Annotated in this window: 23 protein-coding genes; 10 read left to right on the plus strand and 13 right to left on the minus strand. The window is 61.9% G+C overall.

Annotated elements, in window-relative coordinates; genetic code table 11:
* Positions 1–57: 57 nt before the first annotated feature.
* The 3 genes from soxG (at position 58) to fdhA (ending at position 3,091) form a co-directional block, all read left to right on the plus strand.
* Complete coding sequence (soxG, locus tag PspCFBP13528_RS02950; protein WP_065949504.1) at positions 58–690, plus strand: sarcosine oxidase subunit gamma family protein; 633 nt, start codon at positions 58–60, stop codon at positions 688–690.
* Between the two features lie 161 nt (positions 691–851).
* Positions 852–1,709, plus strand: a complete 858-nt coding sequence (gene purU / locus PspCFBP13528_RS02955; protein ID WP_137199611.1) for a formyltetrahydrofolate deformylase — start codon at positions 852–854, stop codon at positions 1,707–1,709.
* 182 nt (positions 1,710–1,891) lie between these two features.
* Complete coding sequence (gene fdhA, locus PspCFBP13528_RS02960; RefSeq protein ID WP_005792122.1) at positions 1,892–3,091, plus strand: formaldehyde dehydrogenase, glutathione-independent; 1,200 nt, start codon at positions 1,892–1,894, stop codon at positions 3,089–3,091.
* A 59-nt stretch (positions 3,092–3,150) separates the two neighbouring features.
* On the opposite strand, the gene PspCFBP13528_RS02965 is transcribed toward fdhA, so the two are convergent.
* Entirely contained in the window at positions 3,151–3,609 is a 459-nt protein-coding gene (locus PspCFBP13528_RS02965) for an anti-sigma factor (RefSeq protein WP_065949505.1), read from the minus strand.
* A 124-nt stretch (positions 3,610–3,733) separates the two neighbouring features.
* Between PspCFBP13528_RS02965 and PspCFBP13528_RS02970 the strand changes: the two genes are divergently transcribed.
* The gene (locus tag PspCFBP13528_RS02970; protein WP_065949506.1) at positions 3,734–4,306 is read left to right on the plus strand and encodes a DUF2780 domain-containing protein; all 573 of its coding nucleotides are present in this window, start codon (positions 3,734–3,736) and stop codon (positions 4,304–4,306) included.
* On the opposite strand, the gene PspCFBP13528_RS02975 is transcribed toward PspCFBP13528_RS02970, so the two are convergent.
* Positions 4,303–5,190, minus strand: coding sequence for an acyltransferase (locus tag PspCFBP13528_RS02975; RefSeq protein WP_065949507.1), 888 nt, complete (start codon positions 5,188–5,190; stop codon positions 4,303–4,305). The two genes, PspCFBP13528_RS02970 and PspCFBP13528_RS02975, sit on opposite strands and share 4 nt — an antisense overlap.
* Before the next feature lie 173 nt (positions 5,191–5,363).
* Between PspCFBP13528_RS02975 and PspCFBP13528_RS02980 the strand changes: the two genes are divergently transcribed.
* The 4 genes from PspCFBP13528_RS02980 to creD are packed head-to-tail and all read left to right on the plus strand — an operon-like array spanning position 5,364 to position 9,382.
* Positions 5,364–5,864 (plus strand): ATP-dependent zinc protease, encoded by a 501-nt coding sequence (locus PspCFBP13528_RS02980; RefSeq protein WP_065949508.1) that lies wholly within the window; start codon positions 5,364–5,366, stop codon positions 5,862–5,864.
* 9 nt (positions 5,865–5,873) lie between these two features.
* Positions 5,874–6,542 (plus strand): two-component system response regulator CreB, encoded by a 669-nt coding sequence (gene creB, locus PspCFBP13528_RS02985; RefSeq protein WP_065949509.1) that lies wholly within the window; start codon positions 5,874–5,876, stop codon positions 6,540–6,542.
* Complete coding sequence (creC, locus tag PspCFBP13528_RS02990; protein WP_137199612.1) at positions 6,542–7,981, plus strand: two-component system sensor histidine kinase CreC; 1,440 nt, start codon at positions 6,542–6,544, stop codon at positions 7,979–7,981. The genes creB and creC overlap by 1 nt, the downstream gene beginning before the upstream one ends.
* A gap of 51 nt (positions 7,982–8,032) precedes the next feature.
* The gene (creD, locus tag PspCFBP13528_RS02995) at positions 8,033–9,382 is read left to right on the plus strand and encodes a cell envelope integrity protein CreD (RefSeq protein ID WP_137199613.1); all 1,350 of its coding nucleotides are present in this window, start codon (positions 8,033–8,035) and stop codon (positions 9,380–9,382) included.
* A 91-nt stretch (positions 9,383–9,473) separates the two neighbouring features.
* Here the strand turns inward: creD and PspCFBP13528_RS03000 are convergent, their stop codons facing one another.
* From PspCFBP13528_RS03000 to PspCFBP13528_RS03035, 8 genes are all read right to left on the minus strand, one after another.
* The gene (locus PspCFBP13528_RS03000) at positions 9,474–10,103 is read right to left on the minus strand and encodes a glutathione S-transferase family protein (RefSeq protein ID WP_065949512.1); all 630 of its coding nucleotides are present in this window, start codon (positions 10,101–10,103) and stop codon (positions 9,474–9,476) included.
* A gap of 163 nt (positions 10,104–10,266) precedes the next feature.
* Entirely contained in the window at positions 10,267–10,449 is a 183-nt protein-coding gene (locus PspCFBP13528_RS03005) for a hypothetical protein (RefSeq protein ID WP_137199614.1), read from the minus strand.
* Positions 10,446–11,549, minus strand: a complete 1,104-nt coding sequence (locus tag PspCFBP13528_RS03010) for a PepSY-associated TM helix domain-containing protein (protein ID WP_137199615.1) — start codon at positions 11,547–11,549, stop codon at positions 10,446–10,448. Before PspCFBP13528_RS03010 ends, PspCFBP13528_RS03005 begins: the two co-directional genes overlap by 4 nt.
* Before the next feature lie 62 nt (positions 11,550–11,611).
* Positions 11,612–14,041: a TonB-dependent siderophore receptor gene (locus PspCFBP13528_RS03015; protein ID WP_137199616.1), complete on the minus strand. Its 2,430-nt coding sequence runs from the start codon at positions 14,039–14,041 to the stop codon at positions 11,612–11,614.
* A 204-nt stretch (positions 14,042–14,245) separates the two neighbouring features.
* Positions 14,246–15,214: a FecR family protein gene (locus PspCFBP13528_RS03020; RefSeq protein WP_137199617.1), complete on the minus strand. Its 969-nt coding sequence runs from the start codon at positions 15,212–15,214 to the stop codon at positions 14,246–14,248.
* The gene (locus tag PspCFBP13528_RS03025) at positions 15,211–15,729 is read right to left on the minus strand and encodes an RNA polymerase sigma factor (protein WP_057723624.1); all 519 of its coding nucleotides are present in this window, start codon (positions 15,727–15,729) and stop codon (positions 15,211–15,213) included. Before PspCFBP13528_RS03025 ends, PspCFBP13528_RS03020 begins: the two co-directional genes overlap by 4 nt.
* A 94-nt stretch (positions 15,730–15,823) precedes the next feature.
* Entirely contained in the window at positions 15,824–16,531 is a 708-nt protein-coding gene (locus PspCFBP13528_RS03030) for a 3'-5' exonuclease (RefSeq protein ID WP_137199618.1), read from the minus strand.
* Complete coding sequence (locus PspCFBP13528_RS03035; RefSeq protein ID WP_178084412.1) at positions 16,528–18,450, minus strand: putative nucleotidyltransferase substrate binding domain-containing protein; 1,923 nt, start codon at positions 18,448–18,450, stop codon at positions 16,528–16,530. The genes PspCFBP13528_RS03030 and PspCFBP13528_RS03035 overlap by 4 nt, the downstream gene beginning before the upstream one ends.
* A 244-nt stretch (positions 18,451–18,694) precedes the next feature.
* Here PspCFBP13528_RS03035 and PspCFBP13528_RS03040 point away from each other — a divergent pair, with 244 nt between their 5' ends.
* Entirely contained in the window at positions 18,695–19,141 is a 447-nt protein-coding gene (locus PspCFBP13528_RS03040) for a response regulator (RefSeq protein WP_065949519.1), read from the plus strand.
* Positions 19,142–19,304: 163 nt separating this feature from the next.
* On the opposite strand, the gene PspCFBP13528_RS03045 is transcribed toward PspCFBP13528_RS03040, so the two are convergent.
* Positions 19,305–21,482 (minus strand): malate synthase G, encoded by a 2,178-nt coding sequence (locus PspCFBP13528_RS03045; protein ID WP_137199619.1) that lies wholly within the window; start codon positions 21,480–21,482, stop codon positions 19,305–19,307.
* A 363-nt stretch (positions 21,483–21,845) separates the two neighbouring features.
* On the opposite strand from PspCFBP13528_RS03045, the gene PspCFBP13528_RS03050 reads away from it, so the two are divergent.
* On the plus strand, positions 21,846–22,358 hold the full coding sequence (locus PspCFBP13528_RS03050; RefSeq protein ID WP_065949521.1) for an ACT domain-containing protein: 513 nt from the start codon (positions 21,846–21,848) through the stop codon (positions 22,356–22,358).
* A gap of 221 nt (positions 22,359–22,579) precedes the next feature.
* Here PspCFBP13528_RS03050 and rarD read toward each other — a convergent pair whose 3' ends face one another.
* Together rarD and PspCFBP13528_RS03060 are read right to left on the minus strand one after the other, a co-directional pair.
* A complete protein-coding gene (gene rarD, locus PspCFBP13528_RS03055) occupies positions 22,580–23,464 on the minus strand; it encodes an EamA family transporter RarD (RefSeq protein ID WP_065934285.1) in 885 nt (294 codons plus the stop codon).
* A gap of 183 nt (positions 23,465–23,647) precedes the next feature.
* Positions 23,648–24,622 (minus strand): serine/threonine protein kinase, encoded by a 975-nt coding sequence (locus tag PspCFBP13528_RS03060; protein WP_003176519.1) that lies wholly within the window; start codon positions 24,620–24,622, stop codon positions 23,648–23,650.
* Positions 24,623–24,786: the final 164 nt, after the last annotated feature.

The following is a 24,786-nucleotide window of genomic DNA, read 5'->3' on the forward strand; positions in this document are numbered from 1 at the left end:
GGGGCTTGCCCCCGATGAGGCCATCAGCCTCACAACAGAATTCAGAACAGGTGCTTTATGACAGCAGCCAATGTTTACCAGCAACGCCCCACCACCGGCGCCAAGGCCGAGTCGTCGCTGCACCATGCCGACCTCGCCAGCCTGGTCGGCAAGGGCCGCAAGAATGCCGGCGTAACCGTGCGGGAAAAGAAACTCCTCGGCCACTTGACCCTCCGTGGCGATGGCCACGATGCCGCGTTCGCCGCCGGGGTGCACACGGCCCTGGGCATCGAACTGCCCGGTGCCCTGAGCGTGGTCTTCAAGGGTGAGACGAGCCTGCAATGGCTCGGCCCGGACGAATGGCTGCTCATTGTCCCGGGCGGCGAAGAATTCGCCGCCGAACAGAACCTGCGCGCGGCTCTGGGCGACCTGCATATCCAGATCGTCAACGTCAGTGGCGGCCAGCAGATCCTCGAACTCAGCGGCCCGAACGTGCGCGATGTGTTGATGAAATCCACCAGCTACGATGTGCACCCCGACAACTTCCCGGTGGGCAAGGCGGTAGGCACGGTGTTCGCGAAATCGCAACTGGTGATCCGCCATACCGCTGAGGACACCTGGGAACTGCTGATTCGCCGCAGCTTCTCGGATTACTGGTGGCTGTGGCTGCAGGACGCCTCGGCCGAATTCGGCCTGAGCGTTCAAGCCTGACATGGCGCTCGCGCTGTCTCACCCCTTCACTGTAGGAGCGAGCTTGCTCGCGAAAAACTCAAAGACGCCGCGTTCATTCAGCATGCACGCATCATCGTTGGCGTTCTTCGCGAGCAAGCTCGCTCCTACAGTAGATAGCGTTGTTTGAGGAGTTACCCGCTATGAGCCGCGCACCCGATACATGGATTTTGACCGCCGACTGCCCCAGCGTGCTCGGCACGGTGGACGCGGTCACCCGCTACCTGTTCGAGCAGGGTTGCTACGTTACCGAGCACCATTCGTTCGATGACCGCCTCTCGGGCCGCTTTTTTATTCGGGTGGAATTCCGTCAGCCCGATGGATTTGACGAGCAGGGTTTTCGCAATGGCCTGGCCACGCGCGGTGAAGCCTTTGGCATGATCTTCGAGCTGACGGCGCCGAACTACCGGCCAAAAGTGGTGATCATGGTCTCCAAGGCCGATCACTGCCTCAACGACCTGTTGTACCGCCAGCGCATCGGCCAGTTGTCGATGGACGTGGTCGCGGTGGTGTCCAACCATCCCGATTTGAAACCTTTGGCCGACTGGCATCAAATTCCCTACTACCATTTCCCCCTCGACCCCAACGACAAACCGTCCCAGGAGCGTCAAGTGTGGCAAGTGGTAGAAGACACCGGCGCCGAACTGGTGATCCTTGCGCGTTACATGCAAGTGCTGTCGCCGGAGCTGTGCCGCAAGCTGGACGGCAAGGCGATCAACATTCATCACTCGTTGCTGCCGGGGTTCAAGGGCGCCAAGCCGTATCACCAGGCGTACAACAAGGGGGTGAAACTGGTCGGCGCCACGGCGCATTACATCAACAACGACCTGGATGAAGGGCCGATCATCGCCCAGGGTGTGGAGGTGGTGGATCACAGCCACTATCCCGAGGATTTGATTGCCAAGGGGCGGGATATCGAAGGGCTGACATTGGCACGGGCGGTGGGGTATCACATTGAGCGGCGGGTGTTTTTGAACGCCAATAGAACGGTGGTGCTCTGACTGACGCCATCGGGGGCAAGCCCCCTCCCACATTTGAAATGCGTTCCCCTGTGGGAGGGGGCTTGCCCCCGATGAGGCCCTCACCCACAACCCAAGAAACAGCATCTGTACCCGAGCACTTAAACGCGCTGCCCATCCAAACAGGCAACGCAGTTCCATAAAAACAACAGCGAGGTGAAAGCATGTCTGGTAATCGTGGTGTCGTGTATCTCGGCAATGGCAAAGTCGAAGTACAGAAAATCGACTATCCCAAAATGCAGGACCCCCGTGGCAGGAAGATCGAGCATGGCGTCATCCTGCGCGTGGTTTCCACCAACATCTGCGGCTCCGACCAACACATGGTGCGTGGCCGCACCACTGCCCAGACCGGCCTGGTGCTGGGGCATGAAATCACTGGCGAAGTGATCGAGAAGGGCAGCGACGTTGAAAACCTGAAAATCGGTGACCTGGTCTCCGTTCCCTTCAACGTGGCCTGCGGTCGTTGCCGCTCCTGCAAAGAGCAACACACCGGCGTATGCCTGACCGTCAACCCGGCGCGTGCCGGTGGCGCCTACGGTTATGTGGACATGGGCGACTGGACCGGCGGCCAGGCTGAGTACGTGCTGGTGCCCTACGCCGACTTCAACCTGCTGAAACTGCCGGACCGCGACAAGGCCATGGAAAAAATCCGCGACCTGACCTGCCTCTCCGACATTCTGCCGACCGGCTACCACGGCGCCGTGACGGCCGGGGTTGGCCCTGGCAGCACCGTGTACATCGCCGGCGCCGGCCCGGTCGGGCTTGCCGCTGCGGCGTCCGCACGCTTGCTCGGCGCGGCAGTGGTGATCATCGGCGACGTCAATTCAATCCGCCTGGCCCATGCCAAGGCCCAGGGTTTCGAAATTGTCGACCTGTCCACCGACACCCCGCTGCACGAGCAGATCGCCGCACTATTGGGCGAGCCCGAAGTGGATTGCGCCGTCGACTGCGTGGGCTTTGAAGCACGCGGCCACGGCCACGACGGCGTCAAGGCCGAAGCCCCGGCCACCGTGCTCAACTCGCTGATGGGCGTGGTGCGCGTGGCAGGCAAGATCGGTATCCCCGGCCTGTACGTCACTGAAGATCCAGGTGCCGTCGATGCCGCCGCAAAAATGGGCAGCCTGAGCATTCGCTTTGGGTTGGGCTGGGCCAAATCCCACAGCTTCCACACCGGGCAGACACCCGTGATGAAGTACAACCGCCAACTGATGCAGGCGATCATGTGGGACCGTATCAACATCGCCGAGATCGTCGGCGTGCAGGTCATCAGCCTGGATGACGCGCCACGCGGTTATGGCGAGTTCGATGCGGGTGTGCCGAAGAAGTTTGTGATCGATCCGCACAAGCTGTTCAGCGCGGCGTAACGCGTTGAGCAAATGAAAAGGGCGACCTATGGGTCGCCCTTTTTTTGTGGGAGGGGGGATCAGCGTGTGGCCAGTGCGCCCTGGTAGACGGTCGGGCCTGTCGGTTGTTTGCTGATGGAACCACCTTTGGTCTCCGAACTGACCATCAACTCCACCGGCTGGCTGATGGTTTCCTGCTGGCGCGGGTTGAGGCCGATGATGCCCTTGCCGTCCTCCGGCAACAGGCCCAGGGACACAGGCGTACCATCTTTAGGAATTGCCCACAGCTCCAGGCTCTGGTCTGGCGCGGGTGCCGTGGCGGCAATCGGCTGCACTTCCAGGTAATCCTTGTGGGCCATGATTTGTGCGGCCGGCTGCTGGGTGGTGGTCACCAACGTCGCCGCGGACTTGACGCTGTCCTGGGTGTAGAGCGCGCCACCAATACCGGCAACCACCACGGCGCAGGCGCCAATGAACAGGCGAGGGCGGCTCCAGAACGCAGGCTTGTGCTCAATCGCTTGGGGGTGGATCGCAGTCATAAGTCTCTTCCTGACAAATTTTGTAGTCAGTTCATGGACCCGCTTATCCCCAATGGGTTCCGGAACAACCGACGGGATACCCAGTCCAACGCCTGCTTTGCACCTATCTCCTGAGGTTGTCTTGATGAAGATTTCACGCGGTTTCGCCCTTTCCTGCCTGTTGACCGTGGCCGCCGGCCCGGTGTTCGCCGCAGGTTTCAGCCTTGGCGATGCAGCCAACGCCATTTCCGGCATGCAGGGTGGCAACAACAAAGCCGCCGCCGCCGCGCCAACATCGGAAACGGCCGACCTGCTGACGGCCCTGACCTCGCAACTCAATATCACCCCGGAGCAAGCGGTCGGTGGCACCGGCGCCATGCTGGGCCTGGCCAAGAACAAACTGAGCGGCAACGACTTTGCGCAGCTGGGCAACAGCGTGCCAGGCCTCGATAAGTTGTCGGGTAACAATGCATTGGGCAGCCTTGGTGCCCTGAGCGGGATGCTCGGCCAGAACGGCGGCAGCAAGACCAGCGGCCTGGACGGCCTGCTGGGTAACGTGAAAAACACCAATGACTTGAACACTGCGTTCAGCGCCCTGGGCATGGACAGCGGCATGATCGGCCAGTTTGCCCCGGTGATCCTGCAATACCTGGGCGGGCAGGGCGCCGACAGCTCGGTACTGGGCAAACTGGCCCAGGCCTGGGGCACCGGTAGCTAAGACCGCTCCGCGCGCAAGTGTTCGATGCGCGCATCCTTCTCCGTCCAGAGCTGGTTGACCCAGTTCTGGACGGTCTGGCGAAACGCCGGATCGTTCTCGTAATCCCCCTGCCACAACGCCGGGTCCAGTTCACGGGTGCGGATATCCACAATCACCTTCGGCACCGCGCCGCTGATCAAATCCCAGAACCCCGGAATCCTGTGTTGTGGGTAGACCACGGTCACGTCGAGGATGGCGTCCAGTTGCTCACCCATTGCCGCCAGTACAAACGCGACGCCGCCTGCCTTGGGCTTGAGCAGCCGGGTGAACGGTGAATCCTGCTGGGTGCGTTTGGCCTCGCTGAACCGCGTGCCTTCCAGGTAATTGACCACGGTCACCGGCTGGCGCTTGAACAGCTCGCAGGCCTGTTTGGTGATCTTCAGGTCCTGTCCGGCCAGCTCCGGGTGCTTGGCCAGGAACGCCTTGGTGTAGCGCTTCATGAACGGGTAATCCAGCGCCCACCAGGCCAGGCCGAGGAAGGGCACCCAGATCAGCTCTTTTTTCAGGAAGAATTTGAAGAACGGCGTACGCCGGTTCAGCGCCTGGATCAATGCGGGAATATCCACCCAGGACTGGTGGTTGCTGATGACCAGGTAAGAGGTGTCACCCCGCAGGTCCTCACCGCCGCGAATATCCCATTGGGTTGGAATGCACACGGCGAAGATCAGCTTGTCGATCTCGGCCCAGGTCTCGGCGATCCACATCACCGCCCAGGACGCATAGTCACGCCAGCGGCCCGGCGCCACCAGCTTGAGCAGGGCGAATACCATCAAGGGGCCGATCAGGATCAGCGTGTTGAGTAACAGCAGCAGTGTGACCAGACAGCCGGTGAGCAGGCGGCGCATAAATAACTCTTGGAATTCTGTGGACGGACCATGATAAGCAGCTTGAGTCCAGAGGCCAAATCCCGATTCGCCGCACCAATGTGATCGTTCCCACACGCAGCGCGGGAACGAGCTAACTAAGTGCCGCCTTTGCGGTCTAGAATTCGCCTACTTCTCTCCGAGGAAATCACGTCGTGAAACTGCTCCTAGCCTCGCTCGCTCTCGCGGCCTTGCCCGTCATGGCTGCCGAACCGACCCTCTACGGTCGCTACGAATACATCCAATTGCCGGAAATCGGCCAGACCTTCAAGGCCAAGATGGACACCGGCGCGCTGACCGCCTCGCTGTCGGCCCGTGACATCGAGACCTTCACCCGTGATGGCGACGATTGGGTACGCTTCCGCCTCGGCGGCAAGGACGCCGACAACAAAGTCTACGAACACAAGGTCTCGCGCATCAGCAAGATCAAGAGCCGCGCCGATGAAGATGACGACAAGGACGAAGCCAGTGTGGCCAAGCGCCCGGTGATCGATCTGGAAATGTGCCTGGGCGACGTCAAGCGTACCGTGGAGGTCAACCTCACCGACCGCAGCAGCTTCAACTACCCGCTGCTGATCGGCGCCAAGGCCCTGCGTGAATTCGGTGCAGCGGTTAACCCGGCGCGTCGCTACACTGCCGACAAACCGGACTGCTGACGGACCCACATGGCGCATATCCTGATTGTCGAAGACGAAGCGGCGATAGCCGACACGCTGATATTCGCCCTGCAGGGCGAGGGCTTTACCACCACCTGGCTGAGCCTCGGCCAGGCGGCGCTGGAGCATCAGCGTCATACCCCGGCCGACCTGATCATCCTCGACATCGGCCTGCCTGACATCACAGGTTTTGAAACCTGCAAGCAGCTGCGCCGGTTCAGCGAAGTGCCGGTGATGTTCCTCAGCGCGCGGGATGGCGAGATCGACCGCGTGGTGGGGCTGGAGATCGGCGCCGACGATTATGTGGTCAAACCGTTCAGCCCGCGTGAAGTCGCCGCAAGGGTGCGGGCGATTCTCAAGCGTGTCGGGCCGGGTGTGGCGCCTGCTGTCTTCCAGGTGGACCTGGAGCGCATGCAGATCCACTATCGCGGCCAGCCGCTGAGCCTGACGCGTCATGAATTCCTTCTGTTGCAAAGCCTGCTGGAGCAACCCGAACGTGTGTTCAGCCGCGAGCAACTGCTGGACGCGGTGGGGGTACCGGCCGACGCCGGCTACGAGCGCAATATCGACAGTCATATCAAAAGCCTGCGCAGCAAGTTGCGCAACGTGGCGGCCGAGGCTGAGCCGATCCAGACCCATCGCGGCCTGGGTTACAGCTACAACCCGAGCCACAGCTGATGCGCCTGGGGCTGCGGATTTTCCTGGTGTACGCGCTGTTCATCGGCCTCACCGGCTATTTTGTGCTCAGCACTGTGATGAAGGAAATCCGCCCCGGCGTGCGCCAGTCCACCGAAGAAACCCTGGTGGACACCGCCAACCTGCTCGCCGAAATCCTGCGCAATGATGTGAAGAACGGCACCCTCGGCCAGAGCCATTGGCCAGAGTTGCTCAAGGCTTACGGCAATCGCCAACCCGGCGCGGTGATCTGGGGCCTGCCGAAAAACCAGGTCAACCACCGCATCTACGTGACCGACGCCCACGGCACGGTGTTGCTCGACTCCACCGGCGAAGCGGTGGGCCAGGACTATTCGAAATGGAACGACGTGTACCTGACCCTGCGCGGCGAATATGGCGCGCGCTCCACCCGCAGCGCACCGGATGACCCTGCTTCATCGGTGATGCATGTGGGCGCGCCGATTCGCGACGAGGGCCGGATCATCGGCGTGGTCACCGTGGCCAAGCCCAACAGCTCGTTGCAGCCCTACGTTGACCGTACCGAGCGCCGTCTGCTGTGGTACGGCGCCGGGCTGGTCATTCTCGGCCTGCTGCTGGGCGCACTGTTGTCTTGGTGGCTGAGCGTCGCCCTGAAACGCCTGACCGCCTATGCCGAGGCCGTCAGCGAAGGCCGTCGTGCCGAGTTGCCCCATTACCGGGGCGGCGAGCTCAAGCAGTTGTCCACCGCTGTCGAGCACATGCGCACACAGTTGGAGGGCAAGGCCTATGTCGAACACTATGTACATACCCTGACTCACGAACTGAAAAGCCCGCTGGCGGCGATTCGCGGTGCGGCGGAGTTGCTGCAGGGCGACATGACACGCGAACAGCAGCAGCGTTTTGTCGGCAATATCGACAGCGAAAGCGCGCGCCTGCAGCAGTTGATCGAGCGGCTGTTGAACCTGGCGCAGGTGGAGCAACGCCAGGGGCTGGAAGAGCAGTCGAACATCCCGTTGGCGGCCCTGGTCGAGGCTGCTCTCAACGCCCAGTGTGCGCGGATCGAAGGCGCCGGGTTGCACGTCGAGCAGACGATTTCGGCTGATGTGAAGGTGTATGGCGAGCCTTTCCTGCTGCGCCAGGCCCTGGGCAACCTGCTGGACAACGCCCTGGATTTCACCCCGCCCGGCGGCGCGCTGCGGTTCAGTGCGCAGGTACGGCACAACGACGTTCACGTCAGCCTGTTCAACCAGGCTGCGCCGATTCCCGACTACGCTTTGCCGCGCCTGAGCGAGCGTTTCTATTCCCTGCCGCGCCCGGCCAGCGGACGCAAAAGCACCGGGCTGGGCCTCAACTTTGTCGAGGAAGTGATGAAACTGCACGGCGGCGCGTTGCAGGTCGGCAACGTACCGGGTGGCGTGCAAGCGGTGCTGCATCTCCACACAGTCTCCACATTGCCCACATAAACCGTCCACACAGGCTGCCCAGACTCTCCCCATCAAAACAGGGAGAGACCCATGAACCGCAGCCTGCTTTTCAAACTTGGCGCGATTGCGCTGCTGATCCTGCTGTTGCTGATTCCGTTGTTGATGATCAACGGCATCATCAGCGACCGCCAGCAACTGCGCGACGGCGTATTGATGGACATCGCCCGCAGTTCAAGCTTCGCCCAGCGGCTCACCGGGCCGGTGCTGGTGGTGCCGTTTCGCAAGACGGTGCGCGAGTGGAAGCTCAATGAAAAGCTCAACAAACGCTACGAGGAAACCCGTGAAGAGCGCGGCCGCTTGTATTTTCTGCCGGAGCGTTTCGAACTCGACGGCCAGGTGCAAACCGAACTGCGCGCCCGGGGCATTTACCAGGCGCGGTTGTTCCATGCCGACAACCGCATCAGTGGGCGTTTCGAGTTGCCTGCGCAACTGGGTATCACGGAAAACTTCGCCGATTACCGTTTTGAACCGGCGTTTCTGGCCGTGGGCATCAGCGATATTCGCGGCATCGAAAACGCGCTGGAGCTGGAGCTGGGCGAGCAGCGCCTGGCGTTTTCGCCGAGCTCTCAAGTTGATTGGTTGGGCGAGGGCGTGCATGTGATGCTGCCGGAGCAGGACAGCAAAAAGCCTGCCGCCGTGGATTTCGCCTTCGACCTGCGCCTGCAGGGCACCGAACAACTGCAGGTGGTGCCGGTGGGCAAGACCAGCCAGGTATCACTGGCCTCCAACTGGCCGCACCCGAGTTTTGTCGGCAACTTTCTGCCGACACAGCGCGAGGTCACCGACAAGGGTTTCACTGCCAAGTGGCAGACCTCGTTTTTCGCCACGAACCTCGAACAGGCCCTGCAAACCTGCCTGGACCGCCAAGGCTGTGATGACTTCAACAACCGCAGCTTCGGTGTGAACTTCATCGACCCGGTGGACCAGTACCTCAAGAGCGACCGCGCGATCAAATACGCGCTGCTGTTCATCGCCCTGACGTTTGCCGGCTTCTTCCTGTTCGAAGTACTCAAGAACCTGGCGGTGCACCCCGTCCAATACGCGTTGGTGGGCGTTGCGCTGGCGTTCTTCTACCTGCTGTTGCTGTCGCTGTCCGAGCATTTGGGGTTTGCCCTGGCTTATCTGATATCGGCCAGCGCCTGCGTGGTGTTGATTGGTTTCTACGTGTGCCATGTGCTGCGCAGCGTGGCCCACGGCCTGGGCTTTTCGGCGGGGCTGGCGGCATTGTATGGCTTGTTGTACGGGCTGCTGAGTGCCGAGGATTACGCGTTGCTGATGGGCTCGTTGCTGCTGTTCGGCCTGCTCGGAACGGTGATGGTGCTGACACGCAAGCTGGATTGGTATGGGGTAGGCAAGCGCAAGGTGGAGGCGGTGCAATGATCGGGTTGCGCGAAGACCAGCAAATGAAGGCCAGGATGGTCACCTTCCTCAATCACGCCGCCGCCCCTCCCACATTGGGTCCGGGTGAAGGTCAGACGGGCGGCTGGGTCTGCTGCATCGAAGGCCGCTGGCTGACCTCGGCGTACCAGGCGGCAAGCTTGGGATTGTCCGCGCGCCATTGCAGGTCCGGGTGGCGAAAGTCGAGGTAGCCCAGGGCGCAGGCCACGCTGATGGCGGCGACGTCGAAGTGGCTGGCCAGTTCAGCGATGGCGTCCTGTTCCAGCTCAGCCAGTGCACGCCGCATCTTGTTGCGCTGCTCGTCCAGCCACTGGTCCCAGTGTTTCTCCACCGGGCGCATGGCGGTTTCGTAGCGCACCAGCACGGCGGCATCCATGATCCCGTCAGCCATCGAGGCCAGGGTCAGGCGGCGCCAGCGGGCCGAGCCGTCGCGGGGGATCAGCGGGTTGCCGACGTGCTGGTGGTCGAAGTAATCGAGGATCACTCGGCTGTCGTGCAGCACCGAACCGTCGGCCAGGCGCAGGGCCGGGATCTTGCCGACCGGGTTGCCTTGCACCACCTCGGCGTCCGGGTTGACGGGGGTGGGCAGGCAGGCGTGCAGGGCGACACGGTCCTGCTGACCGGTCTCGATCAACAACACGCGGACTTTGCGTACGAAGGGCGAAGCGGGGTTGTGGAACAAGGTCATGCTGGGGGCGGACATGGGCATTCCTCGAAATAGGCTGGGGTTAGCCTAGAGGGTTGCGCGGTGGCTGGCGAGGGAGATTTTCGCTGGAGCTGATGGCCTCATCGGGGGCAAGCCCCCTCCCACACTTGAATGTGTTCACAAATCAAATGTGGGAGGGGGCTTGCCCCCGATGAGGCCATCAGCCACGCCGCCTGACCAACGCCCAGGCACCAATGCCCGCCGGTATACCCAACCCCACCCAACTCAACGAATCCCACCCCCCATCCCCCAGCAACGCCGCAAACAACCCGGCGGCGCTGAGCAGGCCAATCCCCAGCGGAATGCCAAACACCTTCCAGAAACTCGACTGTCGCGGCCTCATGCCTTGCCCGCCTTGCGCCGCACGCTCCATAGGTAAATCCCGCTGACCAGCACCACGATGGTCAGCACATCCAGCGCCGCCCACAGGATTTTCATCGGCATGCCGCCATAGTCACCGAAGTGCAGCGGCTGGGACATGCCCATGGCGTCCATGTACCACGGCCGTTCGGCGATGGCGGTGACGGCCAGGGTGCTGGCGTCGATCAACACCGGTGTGAGCAGATGGGAGGTGAGGTGGGTACTGCCTTTCATGAACACGGCGTAGTGATGCTCGCTGGAGAAGCGCGTGCCGGGGAAGGCGATAAAGTCCGGTTGCATGCCGGGCGCAGCCTTGGCAGCGATGCTCAGCAAATCGCTTGCCGGCGCGCGTTGGGTCAGTGGCGGGGCGTCTTTGTAGGGTTCGATCAGGGCGCCGAGGCTGTCCTGGCGCCAGGCGGCGATGATCAGGTCGGCACAGGCGCTGATCACACCGGTCACGCCCACCACCAGCGCCCAGGTCAGGGTGACCACGCCGATCAGGTTATGCAGGTCGAGCCAGCGCAGGCGGGTGGATTTGTCCTGGCGCACGGTGGCGAACTTCAAGCGGCGCATGAACGGCAGGTACAGCACCGTCCCTGATACAAGCGCCAGCACGAACAGCAAGCCCATGAACGCAAGCAGCAGTTTGCCTGGCAGCCCGGCGAACATGTCCACATGCAGGCGCAACAGGAACAGGGTGAGCCCGCCATTGGCTGAAGGCATCTCCACCGTTTCGCCGGTACGCGCATCGAGCATGAAGGTATGCGACGCATTCGGCTCGGTACCGGCCGTGGCGGCCATGATCGCGATCACACCGTTCTTGTCGTCCTCGTCCCAGGCCAGGTACTGCATGGCCTCGCCGGGGCGATGGGCCTGGGCCTTGGCCACCAGTTGCTCCAGGTTGAGCTGTGGCGTATCGGCGGCCATCTGCTTGAGCTCGGGTTCGTTGCCCAGCAGGTGATCGATCTCGTGGTGAAACACCAGCGGCAGGCCGGTGAGGGCGAGCAGCAGCAGGAAAACGGTGCAGATCAGGCTGGTCCAGGTGTGGACGAAGGACCAGCGGCGGATGGTTTTGCTTTTCATTTTCTAGCCTTCAGACACACCAAAGCCGCCCCTGTGGACGGCCTGGTCGTTAACTCAGCCGATTACCACTGGTAGGTGGCGCTGGCGACAACGCTGCGTTGGTCGCCGAAGTAGCAGTAGGAACCGTCACAGGTGGAAATGTAGTCCTTGTTGAACAGGTTGGTAGCGTTGAGTTTGACCGATGCACCTTTGAGGCTGTTGTCGAGGCGGCCCAGGTCGTAATGCACCGCACCGTCGAACACGGTGTAGGCGTTGGCCTTACCCAGCCAGGTGTTGCCCTGGTCGCCATAGGTATTGCCGGTGTAGCGGGCGCCGAAGCCGATACCGAAGCCGTCGAGTACGCCGGTGTGCCAGGTGTAGTCGGTCCAGAGCGAAGCCTGCTGGTTGGGCATCAGTTGCAGGCGGTTGCCCTTGAAGTCGCCTTTTTGCACTTCGGATTTGGCCAGGGTGTACGCCGCGATCACCTTGAGGTTCTCGGTCACGTCAGAAACGGCTTCCAGTTCCAGGCCTTTGACTTTCACTTCGCCGGTCTGGTCGGTGATCGGGGTGCCGCTCGTTCCGGTGCTGGTGACCAGTACGTTTTTCTGCGTGAGGCTATAGATCGCCGCACTCAGCAAGGTATTGGAGCCCGGTGGCTGATACTTGATTCCCAGTTCCCATTGCTTACCTTCGGTGGGCTTATACGACTTGACCGGGTCGGCGCTGGCGTTGCTTGCTGGCTGGAAGGATTCGGCGTAGGACAGGTATGGCACGAAGCCCGAATCGAACACATAGCTGACTGCCGCGTTGCCGCTGAAGTTTTTGTTGCGGTCGGTGTTGGTCGCGTCTTGTTTGTTGAAGTACGTGGTGCCCTGGTGCACCCAGTCTTCACGACCACCGAGGGTCAGGCGCCAGTTGTTGAGGGCCATCTGATCTTGCACGTAGAGGCCGGTCTGCACGGTTTTCTGGTTGTAGTCGTAGAACGCATCGGAGCGCGCCGGGCGCACTACCGGCGTGGTATTGACCGGGTTGAAGATATTGACGCGCCCGGCCCCCCCGAAGATCGACAGGTACGAGGTGTCGGTCCGCTGGTGGTCCAGACCCAGCAACAGGGTGTGGGTGACATCACCGGTAGCGAAGTCGGCCTGGAAGTTGTTATCCACCGCGAACTGTCCGATGTTCTCGTCGACGTTGGTCGAGAGGCGATCCATGTTGCCCGCTGCATCCACTGGAGCGAAGGCATAGGAACCCACGGTCAGTTGCTGGAACGACAACTCCGACTTGGTGTAACGCAGGTTCTGCTTGAACTGCCAGGTATCGTTGAAGCGATGCTCGAAGGCATAGCCCAGCGCGTAGTAAGTGCGGTCGTAGAACTCGTAATCTGGATCGCCCAGGTTCTTGTGATGTGATACGTCGCCCAATGGCGATTTGATCTTGGTGCCCACGATCGGCAGGAACTGACTGGTGGCGCCAGTATCGTCACGCGTGAACTGCGACAGCAGCGTCAGCTTGGTGTCGGTGTCGATATTCCACGTCAGGCTCGGCGCGATGTTGTAGCGCTTGTTGTCGATGTGATCGACCTGGGTGCCGGCATCGCGCACCACGCCGCTGAGGCCGTACAGGAACTGGCCTTCATCATCGATCTTGCCGGTGCTGGCAAAGTTGATCTGACGGTAGTTGTCGCTGCCGTATTGCACCTGGATGGCGCTGCTCTGTTCGGCGCTGGGGCGGCGACTGACCATGTCCAGCAGGCCGCCCGGCGGGGTCTGGCCGTAAACCGAGGAAGCCGGGCCACGCAGCAGGGCGAGGCGGTCGAGGTTCCAGGTTTCGGCTTTCGGGTTGGCGTACACGCCACGGGGCAGGGGCAGGCCATCGAGGAATTGGGTGGGTTCGAAGCCACGCACGCGCATCCAGTCGTAACGGGTGTCGCTGCCGTAGCTGGCGGACACAATGCCGGGCATGTATTTGACCGCGTCGTCGAGGTTCTGCACGTTGCGATCCTGCATTTGCTCGCGGGTCGCCACCGAGATCGAGCGCGGCGCCTCGACCAGGGCCGTGTCGGTCTTGGTGTCGGCGGCAGTGCGCTTGGCCAGGTAGCCTTCCGCGGGCCCCCAGGCGCTCTCGTAATTGCTTTGACCGATAATACTGGTCTGCGGTAACGCCACCACGCCGTCCGCAATCGCCACCAGGGTAAATGTCCCGGCGCTGCTCTGCTCCAACTGCAGCCCGGTCCCGCGCAAGGCTTCGCGCAACGCGCCCTGGGCATCGAACTGGCCTTTGACCGGTGCCGAGGTCTTGCCGGCGGCGAGCGTCGGGTTGAGGGTGAGCGCGAGACCGCCCTGGCTGGCAATCTGGTTCAGGGTGGCGGCCAGTGGCGCGGCCGGCAGGTTGTAGGCGCGCACGCTGGTGGACTGTTCGGCGGCGATCAGCGTGGGGCTGATCAGCGGGGCACCGAGGGCAATGGCCACGGCTAACAGGCTGGGGCGCAACAGAGTGTCTAGCGTGCGGGACATGGGTGGCTCCTGAATGGAAATATTTCTCAATTGCCTAGGTGCCGGACGAGAATCGGAAAGTGATAGGGCGGGGTGAAAATATTTTTGGGCGGTGTTTTTGTGGGCCTCATCGGGGGAAAGCCCCCTCCCACAATGGGCCGCGTTCACAAATTAAAGTGTGGGAGGGGGCTTGCCCCCGATAACGGTCTTCAGATGCCGCAGAACCTAAGGCCTACCCTTGACGGTCACCCACCACGGCGTGTGCTGCTCGATCTGCACCGGCAAGGTCGGCAACAGCGCATTGAGCGCCAGGGTGGTGTCGTGCAGCGGGAAGCTACCGGTGATGCGCAGGTCGGCCACGCTGTCGTCCACACCCAGATGGCCGCTGCGATAACGGCCGAGCTCAGCCACCACATCGCCCAGGCGGGCGTTGTCGACCACCAGCATGCCGCGGGTCCAGGCGTCGCTGGCCGGCGGAACGGCAAGCGGCGCACCAAGGCCGTCGCTGCGCATCAGCACTTGCTCGCCGGCCTTGAAAATCTGTTCCTGAGGCAATGCTTCAGGCTGGGCGGCCACCGCCGATTGCAGCACGCTCAGGCGCGTGGCGTCGTCCTCGCGCCTCACGATGAACCGCGTACCCAGCGCCCGCAGGTTGCCGTCGCGGGTTTGTACAGAGAACGGGCGCGGATCGTTATGGCCGGTCTCGACCAGGATTTCGCCCTCCTGCAACACAATCACGCGGCGTTTATCGTCGAAACGCACGTCAATGGCCGTGTGGGTATTGAGGTTGATCCGGGTGCCGTCCGCCAGCTCAAGGGTGCGCTGCTCGCCGGTGGCGGTGCGTTGATCGGCCAGCCAATAGTGGATGGGCACATAGCGTTCGCCGGCAAACAATGCCAGGCCACACACCAGCGCGATGCTCGCCAGGCCACGGCCCAGTTTGCGCATGCGCTGGTGCGCAGTTTCGCGCGATTGCAACAATGCAGCCCGCGCAGGGCCGGAAGCTGCGCTGAAACGTTGGTCGAGCATGCCCAGCTGGCGCCAGGCGCGGGCGTGTTCTTCGTCGCTGGCCAGCCACTTGGCGAATTCTTCCTGTTCCACCACGCTGCCGTCGCCGGAATCGAGGGACAGTTGCCAGGCAATCGCGGCGTCCAGCACACGGGCCGACACCGGCTTGGCGCTGATCAGGCTCACGATGGCTCGCCATACAGCGCGATGTAGCACTGGCGAATGCCCTGGGCGAGATACTGGCGCACGCGCGGCACCGACACACCCAGGCGCTGGGCGATGTCTGCATGGCCCAGGCCGTCGAGGCGGTTATAGAGGAAGGCGGCGCGGGCTTTGCTCGACAGTTTGCCGAGCAGACGGTCGATGGCCTTGAGGTCTTCGAGGATCAGTTGCTGCGCTTCAGGCGATGGGTGTTCGCTTTCCGGGATCAGCATCAATTCGGTGAGGTAGGCCTGTTCCAGGGCGGCGCGGCGGAAGTAGTCGAACAGCAAACCCTTGGCAATCGCGACCAGAAAGGCGCGTGGCTCGCGAGGTTCGCGCAGGCCGTCACGGCCCAGCAGGCGCATGAAGGTGTCCTGGCTCAGGTCTTCGGCGCGGCTCGGGCAAGCCACGTTGCGCCGTAGCCAGGCCAGCAGCCAGCCACGATGGTCGCGATACAACGCGCCAACAAGCTCACTGTGTGGGGTCTGGGCCGACGACAAGGCATCACCGAATAAAGTTTAAACTAACGAGAATTATTCGCGATTGTCTCAGAGGTGTGTGGTGGGCGCAATTGGCGTCTGTCGGGCAGCGCCACTAAAACGATGGCGCCTGTTTACGCCGCCGCCATTGGCTCAAGCGCGCGTGCAGCGCGTGGGGCGTGTCGATGTGTTGCTGGCGTGCGCGGCTGAACAGGATCAGCATCAGCTCCGCCGTGGCCAGTGCATCGGCACTGGCGTGATGGCGCTCGCCCACCTGCAACCCGAAATGGTTGATCCATTCATCCAGACCGGCCTCACGGATGTTCGCCTCGGGGCACAACAGCGGGGCGATATCGGCCACATCGAGAAAGGGATGGCCCAGGCGATAACCCAGGCTTTCCTTGAGCGCCCGGCTCAGCATGTGTTGATCGAACGGCGCATGGAAGGCCAGCAGCGGGCTGTCGTCCACGAACGCCATGAAATCCAGCAGCGCATCCACCGGGTCGCTGCCGGCCGCGATTGCGCTGGGGCCGAGGCCGTGGATCAGCACGCTGGGGCTGAGTTTGCCGGCGGTGCGTTGCAGGGTGCGTTCGAACATCTGCGAGAAGTCCACCGCACCGTCCTCGATGACCACGGCGCCGATGGACAGCACCTGGTCACGGTTGATGTGCAGGCCGCTGGTTTCCAGGTCGACCACCACCCAGCGCTGGCTGCGCAAGGGCGCATCGCCCAGTGCGGCGGGCGCGGGCAGTTGGCCCAGGCGTTGCTGCTGCGCCGCATTGAGCCGCGGTTTTTTCGCGCGCAGCCAGCTGAACAGGCTCACAGCTGATACCGCAAGGTCAGGCTGCTTTGCAGGCGCTGGGCCTGACGCAGGGATTCGCGCAGGATGCGCCGGTCCAGGTGATTGAGGCTGTCAGGATCGACGCGGTTGGAATACGGCAGGTTTTCCCGGGTCTGTACCTGATGCTGCTGCATGCGGGTTTGTTGAATGAAGTGGTAAGCCTCTTCGTACGCCGCCCCGTCCAGTGGCTCGATCACCTGTCTGGCGACCAACTGGCGCAGCCGCTCCAGGGTGTTGTTGGCGTGGATGCCATGGGCCAGGGCCAACAGGCGCGCACCGTCCACGAACGGCGTAAGGCCCTGCACCTTGAGATCCAGGGTGGCCTTTTCGCCGCTTTTGCGCGTCAGCACAAACTCGCGAAAGCGCCCTACGGGTGGGCGTTGGCGCAAGGCGTTCTCGGCCAGCATGCGTTGGAACAGCCGGTTGTCCGCCACCTGATCCAGAATGCCCTGGCGCAGTTGTGCGCAACCCTGCTCATCGCCCCACACCACGCGCAGGTCGAAATAGATGCTCGAACCCAGCAGGTTCTCCGGCGTGGCGTCGCGAATGAAGGCGGCAAACCGTCGGGCCCATTCGGCCCGTGACAGGCACAGTTCCGGGTTGCCGGCCATGATATTGCCCTTGCACAGGCTGAAACCGCACAGCGCCAGGCTCTGGTTGATCTGCTGCGCCAGGGGCAGCAGGCGCTCGCGAATCTCGGCGGCTTCCACCGCGTCTCGGGCCTCGAACAGGATGCCGTTGTCCTGGTCGGTGTACAGCGTCTGTTCGCGGCGGCCTTCGCTGCCAAAGCACAGCCAACTGAAGGGCACGCCAGGGTCGCCTTTTTCCGCCAGGGTCAACTCGATGACCCGGCACACGGTGTGATCGTTAAGCAAGGTAATGATGTGGGTGATCTGCGTAGACGACGCGCCGTGGGCCAGCATGCGTTCGACCAGCTGGCCGATCTCGCCGCGGATCGCCACCAGTTGTTCCACACGGGATGCGTTGCGGATGGTACGCGCCAGGTGCACCAGGTCGACGCGTTGCAGGGAAAACAGGTCGCGCTCCGAGACCACGCCGCACAGGCGTTGGTCCTGCACCAGGCACACATGGGCGATATGCCGCTCGGTCATGGCGATCGCCGCGTCGAACGCGCTGTGGTCCGGGCTCAGGAAGAACGGCGCCTGGGTCATATGGGCGGCGATGCCTTGACTGAAATCAACGGTGCCGTCGGCCACCACTTGGCGCAGGTCACGCAGGGTGAAGATGCCCAGCGGCGCCTTGTGCTCATCGACAATCACAATGCTGCCGACCTGCTGCTCATGCATCAGCCGCACCGCTTCGCGCAGCGCAGTGTCCGGGCTGCACATGACCGGGTGGCGCATCGCCAGTTCACCCAGGCGAGTGTTCAACGAGTATTGGGTGCCGAGGGTTTCCACGGCTTTTTGCTGCACCTGCTGGTTGACCTGGTCGAGCAGGCTGCTGACACCGCGCAAGGCGAAATCACGAAACGGGCTGGAAAGGGCGAACAGCTTGATGAACGCCATCTTGTTCAGTTGCAGGCAAAAGGTGTCTTCGCAGGCTTTGTGCTCGGTGCGGGTGGCGCGTTCACCGAGCAAGGCGGCGAGGGGGAAGCATTCGCCGGTGGTGATCTCGAAGGTGGGGTCTGTCGAGTCCGGCCGCTCGCCGACCACGCGACCCTGCTTGACGATATAAAAATGCTCGACCGGCCCGCCCGACGGCTTGAGGATGCTGTCGCCGGGGCCATAGAAACGCAGTTGGCACTGTTCCACCAGAAACGCCAGGTGCGCATTTTCCATCTGGTTGAACGGTGGGAAGCGCTGCAGGAATTGCAGGGTGCCGTGGATGTTCTGCAACACGGCGGTTTTACCCGCCTGCGTGAAAGCATCAGCTTTACTCATAACAGTGACCGCAGTTTTTTTGTCGTTATCGTGCTGCATGGTCGACTTCTGTACGGCGGGTGCCCATTGGACGTAAGTCTAGGTCGGTGACCCCTGCGCACAACTAGGGAAAAGCCTTACATGACTATCGTCCAAAACCCGTGGAACGCCCACTAGGCAAACTTTCCGACGAAGTGCACATTGTTCGCCCTTCCGCAGATGTCTGACGAGTGCTGGGAGATTGATAAGAATTGCTGAGAAACGTATGTCCGACCACGATATTTTGAGTGATGCCGAGCGCGAGGCGCTGAGCGCCGTGATGCTGGAGCCTGATTTACCGCCACAACGCGTGTTGATCGTGGACGACGACAAGGATGCGCGTGAACTGCTGGCGGAAATCCTCGGGCTGGACGGCATTCGCTGCATGACGGCTGACAACGGGGAGCGCGCGTGGGAGTTGTTGAAGTCGCACAGTTCCATTGGTTTGCTGATCACCGATTTGCGCATGGCGCCGAGCAACGGTTTGCAGCTGATCCGCCAGGTGCGCGAATCGACCCGTGCGGCGTTGCCGATCATCATCATGTCGGGTGACGCCGAAGCGCCGGATGTGATTGATGCGATGCATTTGAGCGTGGTGGACTTTCTGCTCAAGCCGATTGATAGCGTTAAGTTGGCGAAGCTGGTGAAGCGCGAGTTGGGGATGGTTTCCTGATTTTTGTGGTGAGTGTGATGGCCTCATCGGGGGCAAGCCCCCTCCCACATTTGAATGTGCTCACAAATCAAAGTGTGGGAGGGGGCTTGCCCCCGATAGCGCCAGTCCAGCCACCCCACCCGCAAATAAAAAGCCCTGATCTGGCGATCAGGGCTTTTTTCATTCACAGGCCATTTTTAGCCTTGAACTCCCGACGCCGGCGGTGCAACACCGGCTCGGTGTAACCGTTGGGCTGTCTGGTTCCTTCAATCACCAACTCCACCGCCGCCTGGAACGCGATGTTGCTGTCGAAATCCGGCGCCAGCGGGCGGTACAGCGCGTCCCCGGCATTCTGGCGGTCCACCACCGGCGCCATGCGCTTGAGGCTTTCCATGACCTGGGCTTCATTGACGATGCCGTGGCGCAACCAGTTGGCGATGTGCTGGCTGGAGATTCGCAGGGTGGCGCGGTCTTCCATCAGGCCCACATCGTTGATGTCCGGCACTTTCGAACAACCGACGCCCTGGTCGATCCAGCGCACCACGTAGCCAAGAATGCCCTGGGCATTGTTGTCCAGTTCGTTGCGGATCTCTTCTTCGGACCAATTGGTATGTTGCGCCAGAGGAATCGTCAGGATGTCATCCACCGAGGCACGCTCGCGCTTGGCCAACTCGGCCTGGCGGGCGAACACATCGACTTTGTGGTAGTGCAATGCATGCAGTGCAGCCGCCGTTGGCGACGGTACCCAGGCCGTGTTGGCACCGGCCAGTGGGTGAGCGATTTTCTGTTCGAGCATCGCGGCCATCAGGTCGGGCATCGCCCACATGCCTTTACCGATCTGTGCACGCCCTTGCAGGCCAGTGCTCAAGCCAATATCGACGTTCCAGTTTTCGTAGGCGCCGATCCACTTCTCGGATTTCATGGCGGCCTTGCGCACCATGGCGCCGGCTTCCATGGAGGTGTGGATTTCGTCGCCGGTGCGGTCGAGGAAGCCGGTGTTGATGAACACCACGCGCTCGCTGGCCGCCTTGATGCAGGCCTTGAGGTTGACCGTGGTGCGGCGCTCCTCGTCCATGATCCCGACTTTCAGCGTATTACGCGCAAGGTTCAGCACGTCTTCGATGCGGCCGAACAGCTCGTTGGTGAACGCCGCTTCTTCGGGGCCATGCATCTTCGGTTTGACGATGTACACGGAACCTGTGCGGCTGTTCTTGCGCGAGCTGTTGCCGTTGAGGCTGTGGATCGCCGCCAGGCTGGTGAGCAGGCCGTCGAGGATGCCTTCCGGCACTTCGTTGCCGTCTTTATCGAGGATCGCGTCGATGGTCATCAAGTGGCCAACGTTGCGCACGAACAACAGCGAGCGGCCGTGCAGGGTGACGTCGTTGCCATCCACGCCGGTGTAGACGCGATCAGGGTTCATGGTGCGGGTAAAGGTCTTGCCGCCCTTGGCCACTTCTTCGGCCAGGTCGCCCTTCATCAGGCCGAGCCAGTTGCGGTAGATCACCACTTTGTCGTCGGCATCCACGGCGGCGACGGAGTCTTCGCAGTCCATGATGGTGGTCAGCGCAGCTTCCATCAGCACGTCTTTGACGCCGGCGGCGTCGGTCTGGCCGACCGGGGTGCCGGCGTCGATCTGGAGCTCGAAATGCAGGCCGTTGTGCTTGAACAGGATCGCAATCGGCTCGGCCGCAGGGCCCTGGAACCCGATCAGCTGCGCGTCGTCACGCAGGCCGCTGTTGCTGCCGCCCTTGAGGCTGACGATCAGCTTGCCGTCGACGATCTTGTAGCCGGTGGAGTCGACGTGGCTGCCGGCGCTGAGCGGCGCGGCTTCATCGAGGAAGGCGCGGGCGAAGGCGATGACCTTGTCGCCGCGCACTTTGTTGTAGCCCTTGCCCTTTTGCGCGCCGTCGGCTTCGCTGATGGCATCGGTGCCATACAGCGCGTCATACAGCGAACCCCAACGTGCATTGGAAGCATTGAGGGCAAAGCGGGCGTTCATCACCGGCACCACCAATTGAGGGCCGGCCATGCGTGCGATTTCGTCGTCGACGTTTTGGGTCGAAGCCTGGAAGTCTGCGGCTTCTGGCAGCAGGTATCCGATGTCTTGCAGGAAGGCTTTGTAGGCCACCGGGTCGTGGGCCTGGCCGGCATGGGTCTGGTGCCAGGTATCGATGCGCGCCTGGAAATCGTCGCGTTTGGCGAGCAGGGCTTTGTTCTTCGGCGCCAGGTCGTGAATAACCTTGTCGGCGCCGGCCCAGAACTGGTCGGCAGTGATGCCGGTACCGGGAATGGCTTCGTTGTTCACGAAGTCGAACAGGACTTTGGCGACCTGCAGGCCACCGACTTGAACGTGTTCAGTCATTGCTTGCCTCACTCTGCGGAGCTTATGCGCTTTTTCAGATTTTCATTATGTAGTGCACGGTTGGGCATACTACATGATGACTTGCGGTTGTGAAAATTAGACTAAATACGTCGTTTAGCGACCCACTTTGGTCGTACGGTCACAGCGGAGAATCGGATGTTCTCAAAAAACTATTGGATTGTTCCAGATAAATATAAAAATGGTACACGATTTGTTTTCGAGCTACCGCGCGTCCACCTTGTAGGAGCGAGCTAGCTCGCGAAAAACCTAAGAGCACCGCTGGTGTCAGTTTTTTCGCGTTATCGTTGACGACCTTCGCGAGCAAGCTCGCTCCTACAGGAATCGCACCCGAGGTACTTCGCCATGGATCATCTTGTACTCACAATTATCGCCGCCGACAAACCCGGCCTGGTTGAACGCATCGCGCACAACATCGCTGCCCACGGTGGCAACTGGCTGGAGAGCCGCATGGCCCATATGGCTGGGCAGTTTGCCGGGATCCTGCGCGTCAGCGTTCCCGCAGAGAACCGTCAGGAACTGGTGGGGGCGCTGGAGGACTTATCCACCCACGGCATTCGCGTACTGGTGGGCGAGGGCAGTTCCGGCCAGGCATCGGCTTCCAAACCGATCGTGATGACCCTGGTGGGCAATGATCGCGCGGGCATCGTGCGGGAGATCACTGCGCTGTTGAGCAGGCAGGGCGTCAACCTGGAGCGCTTGAGCACCGATGTGCGCCCGGCCCCGATGAGCGGCGATCCGCTGTTCAACGCCGAGGCCTTGTTGCAGGTGCCGTCTAGCTTATCCCTGGAGACGTTGCAGGCGTCCCTTGAAACCCTGGCAGACGATTTGATGGTAGAACTGCGCAACGATGAATGACCCCCATCAGGTTATGCATGGAAATCTTGCATGGGCCTGTGGATAACCTGTAGAGACTCGACGCCAGGCCCCGCTGGCCGGGCTTCTGCGCCAGCTGAGCAAAAAACGAGCAGTTTCAAGGGCTTGTGCACAAATGGCGGGGACCAGGTTGTGGATAACCTTGGGGTGAATGTCTGCAAGCCAGGCCGGCTATGGCTTGCAGGGCTTTGAACGTTTTTTGATCAGCGTTTGCGCACGCTCAGCCAGATATCCACGCTGTACACCACCAGGCCCGCCCAGATAAAGGCGAAGGCGGTCAGCGTGCTGGGCGCCAGGTGTTCGCCGAACAGCAGCACGGCTTCCAGCAGCACCAGGGTGGGCGCTACGTACTGCAGAAAGCCCAGTGCCGTGTAAGGCAGATGCCGCGCGGCGGCGTTGAAACAGACCAGCGGGATCAGCGTCACCGGGCCTGCGGCCACCAGCCACCAGGCCTCGGAGGTGCTCCAGAATTCCAGCTGTGCGCTGTGGGCCGTCGGGTTGAACAGCAACCAGGCGATGGCAATCGGGACCAGCATCCAGGTTTCCACCACCAGCCCCGGCAGGGCTTTTACCGGCGCCTGTTTGCGGATCAGCCCGTAGAAGCCAAACGTCAGCGCCAGTACCAGCGATACCCACGGCAAACTGCCGACTTGCCACACCTGTTGCGCCACACCGACCGCCGCCAGAACCACGGCTACCCATTGCAGGCGGCGCAGGCGTTCGCCGAGCAGCAGCATCCCCAGCAGTACGTTGACCAGCGGGTTGATGTAGTAACCCAGGCTCGCTTCCAGCATGCGCCCGGTGTTGACCGACCATACATACGTCAGCCAGTTGGCCGCGATCAACGAACCGCTGAGGGCCAGGATCGCCAGGCGCCTGGGGTTGTCGCGCAGCTCGCGAAACCAGCCCGGGTGTTTCCACACCATCAACAGCAAGCCACCGAACAGCGCCGACCACAGCACGCGATGCACGATGATCTCGGCGGCGGGGACACTGGCAATGGCTTTGAAATACAGCGGGAACAGGCCCCAGATGACATAGGCGCTCAGGCCCAGGATGTAACCCTTGCGGGGGTTGGCGGCGTGCATTGCAGAATCCTTGCTCAGGCAGCTTACAAAGCGCGATTGTAAGGATATTTGTCCATGCATGGGGCCCCGCTTCGCTTTTATGTGGGAGGGAGCTTGCCCCCGATAGCGGGGTATCGGTCGCCATATGCCTCAGCTGACAGGCCGCCTTCGGGGGCAAGCCCCCTCCCACCTAAAGCGCAGCAGTCAGAAGAGTTTCAGCGGTTCTTCGTTGAGGGCCGACAGCTGCTCACGCAACGCCAGCACTTGATCACCCCAATAGCGCTCGCTGCCAAACCACGGGAAGCTGTGGGGAAATGCCGGGTCGTCCCAGCGCCGCGCCAACCAGGCGCTGTAGTGCATCAGGCGCAGGGCGCGCAAGGGTTCGATCAGGGCCAGTTCCCGCGGGTCGAAGTCGTGGAACTCCTGGTAGCCGTCCATCAATTCCGACAATTGGCCCAGGCATTCCTGGCGATCGCCGGCGAGCATCATCCACAGGTCCTGCACCGCCGGGCCCATGCGGCAGTCATCCAGGTCGACGATGTGGAACATCTCGTCGCGGCACATCATGTTGCCGGGGTGGCAGTCGCCGTGCATGCGGATGTTCTTGTGCGGGGTGGCCTTGTAGACCTCTTCCACGCGCTTGAGCAGGTCGCGGGCCACGGACTCGTAGGCCGGTAGCAGGCTCTTGGGAATGAAGTTGCCTTCGAGCAGGGTGGTCAGGGAATCATGACCGAAGTTCTTTACGCCGAGGGCCTCGCGGTGTTCGAACGGGCGGGTGGACCCCACGGCATGCAAACGGCCGAGCAGTTGCCCGAGGCGATAGAGCTGGTCGAGGTTGCCCGGCTCCGGCGCGCGGCCGCCACGGCGCGGAAACAGGGTGAAGCGGAAACCCTGGTGCTCGAACAGGCTTGCGCCGTTGTGGATCAGCGGCGCGACCACCGGCACGTCGCATTCAGCCAGTTCGAAGGTGAAACGGTGTTCTTCCAGGATCGCTTCGTTGGTCCAGCGCTGCGGCCGGTAGAACTTGGCGATCAGGGGCTCGGAATCTTCGATGCCCACCTGATACACGCGGTTTTCGTAGCTGTTGAGCGCCAAAATGCGCGCATCGCTGAGAAAACCGATGCTTTCGACGGCGTCGAGAACCAGGTCAGGGGTGAGTGTTTCAAACGGGTGGGCCATGCGAACTCCTGCGCGCAGCAGGTCGCCGCGTCCGGCCGGGTATGGTAACGCACCGGGGCTGAGATAGGTGGTGGCTGTGCTATTGCTATCGGGGGCAAGCCCCCTCCCACACTTGATTTGTGAATACAGGTAAAGGTGGGAGGGGCGGTGCGACGATTCGACTT

Origin of the sequence: Pseudomonas sp. CFBP13528 (genome assembly GCF_005233615.1) — a bacterium.
In the GTDB taxonomy this organism is placed as follows: Bacteria; Pseudomonadota; Gammaproteobacteria; order Pseudomonadales; family Pseudomonadaceae; genus Aquipseudomonas; species Aquipseudomonas fluorescens_AM.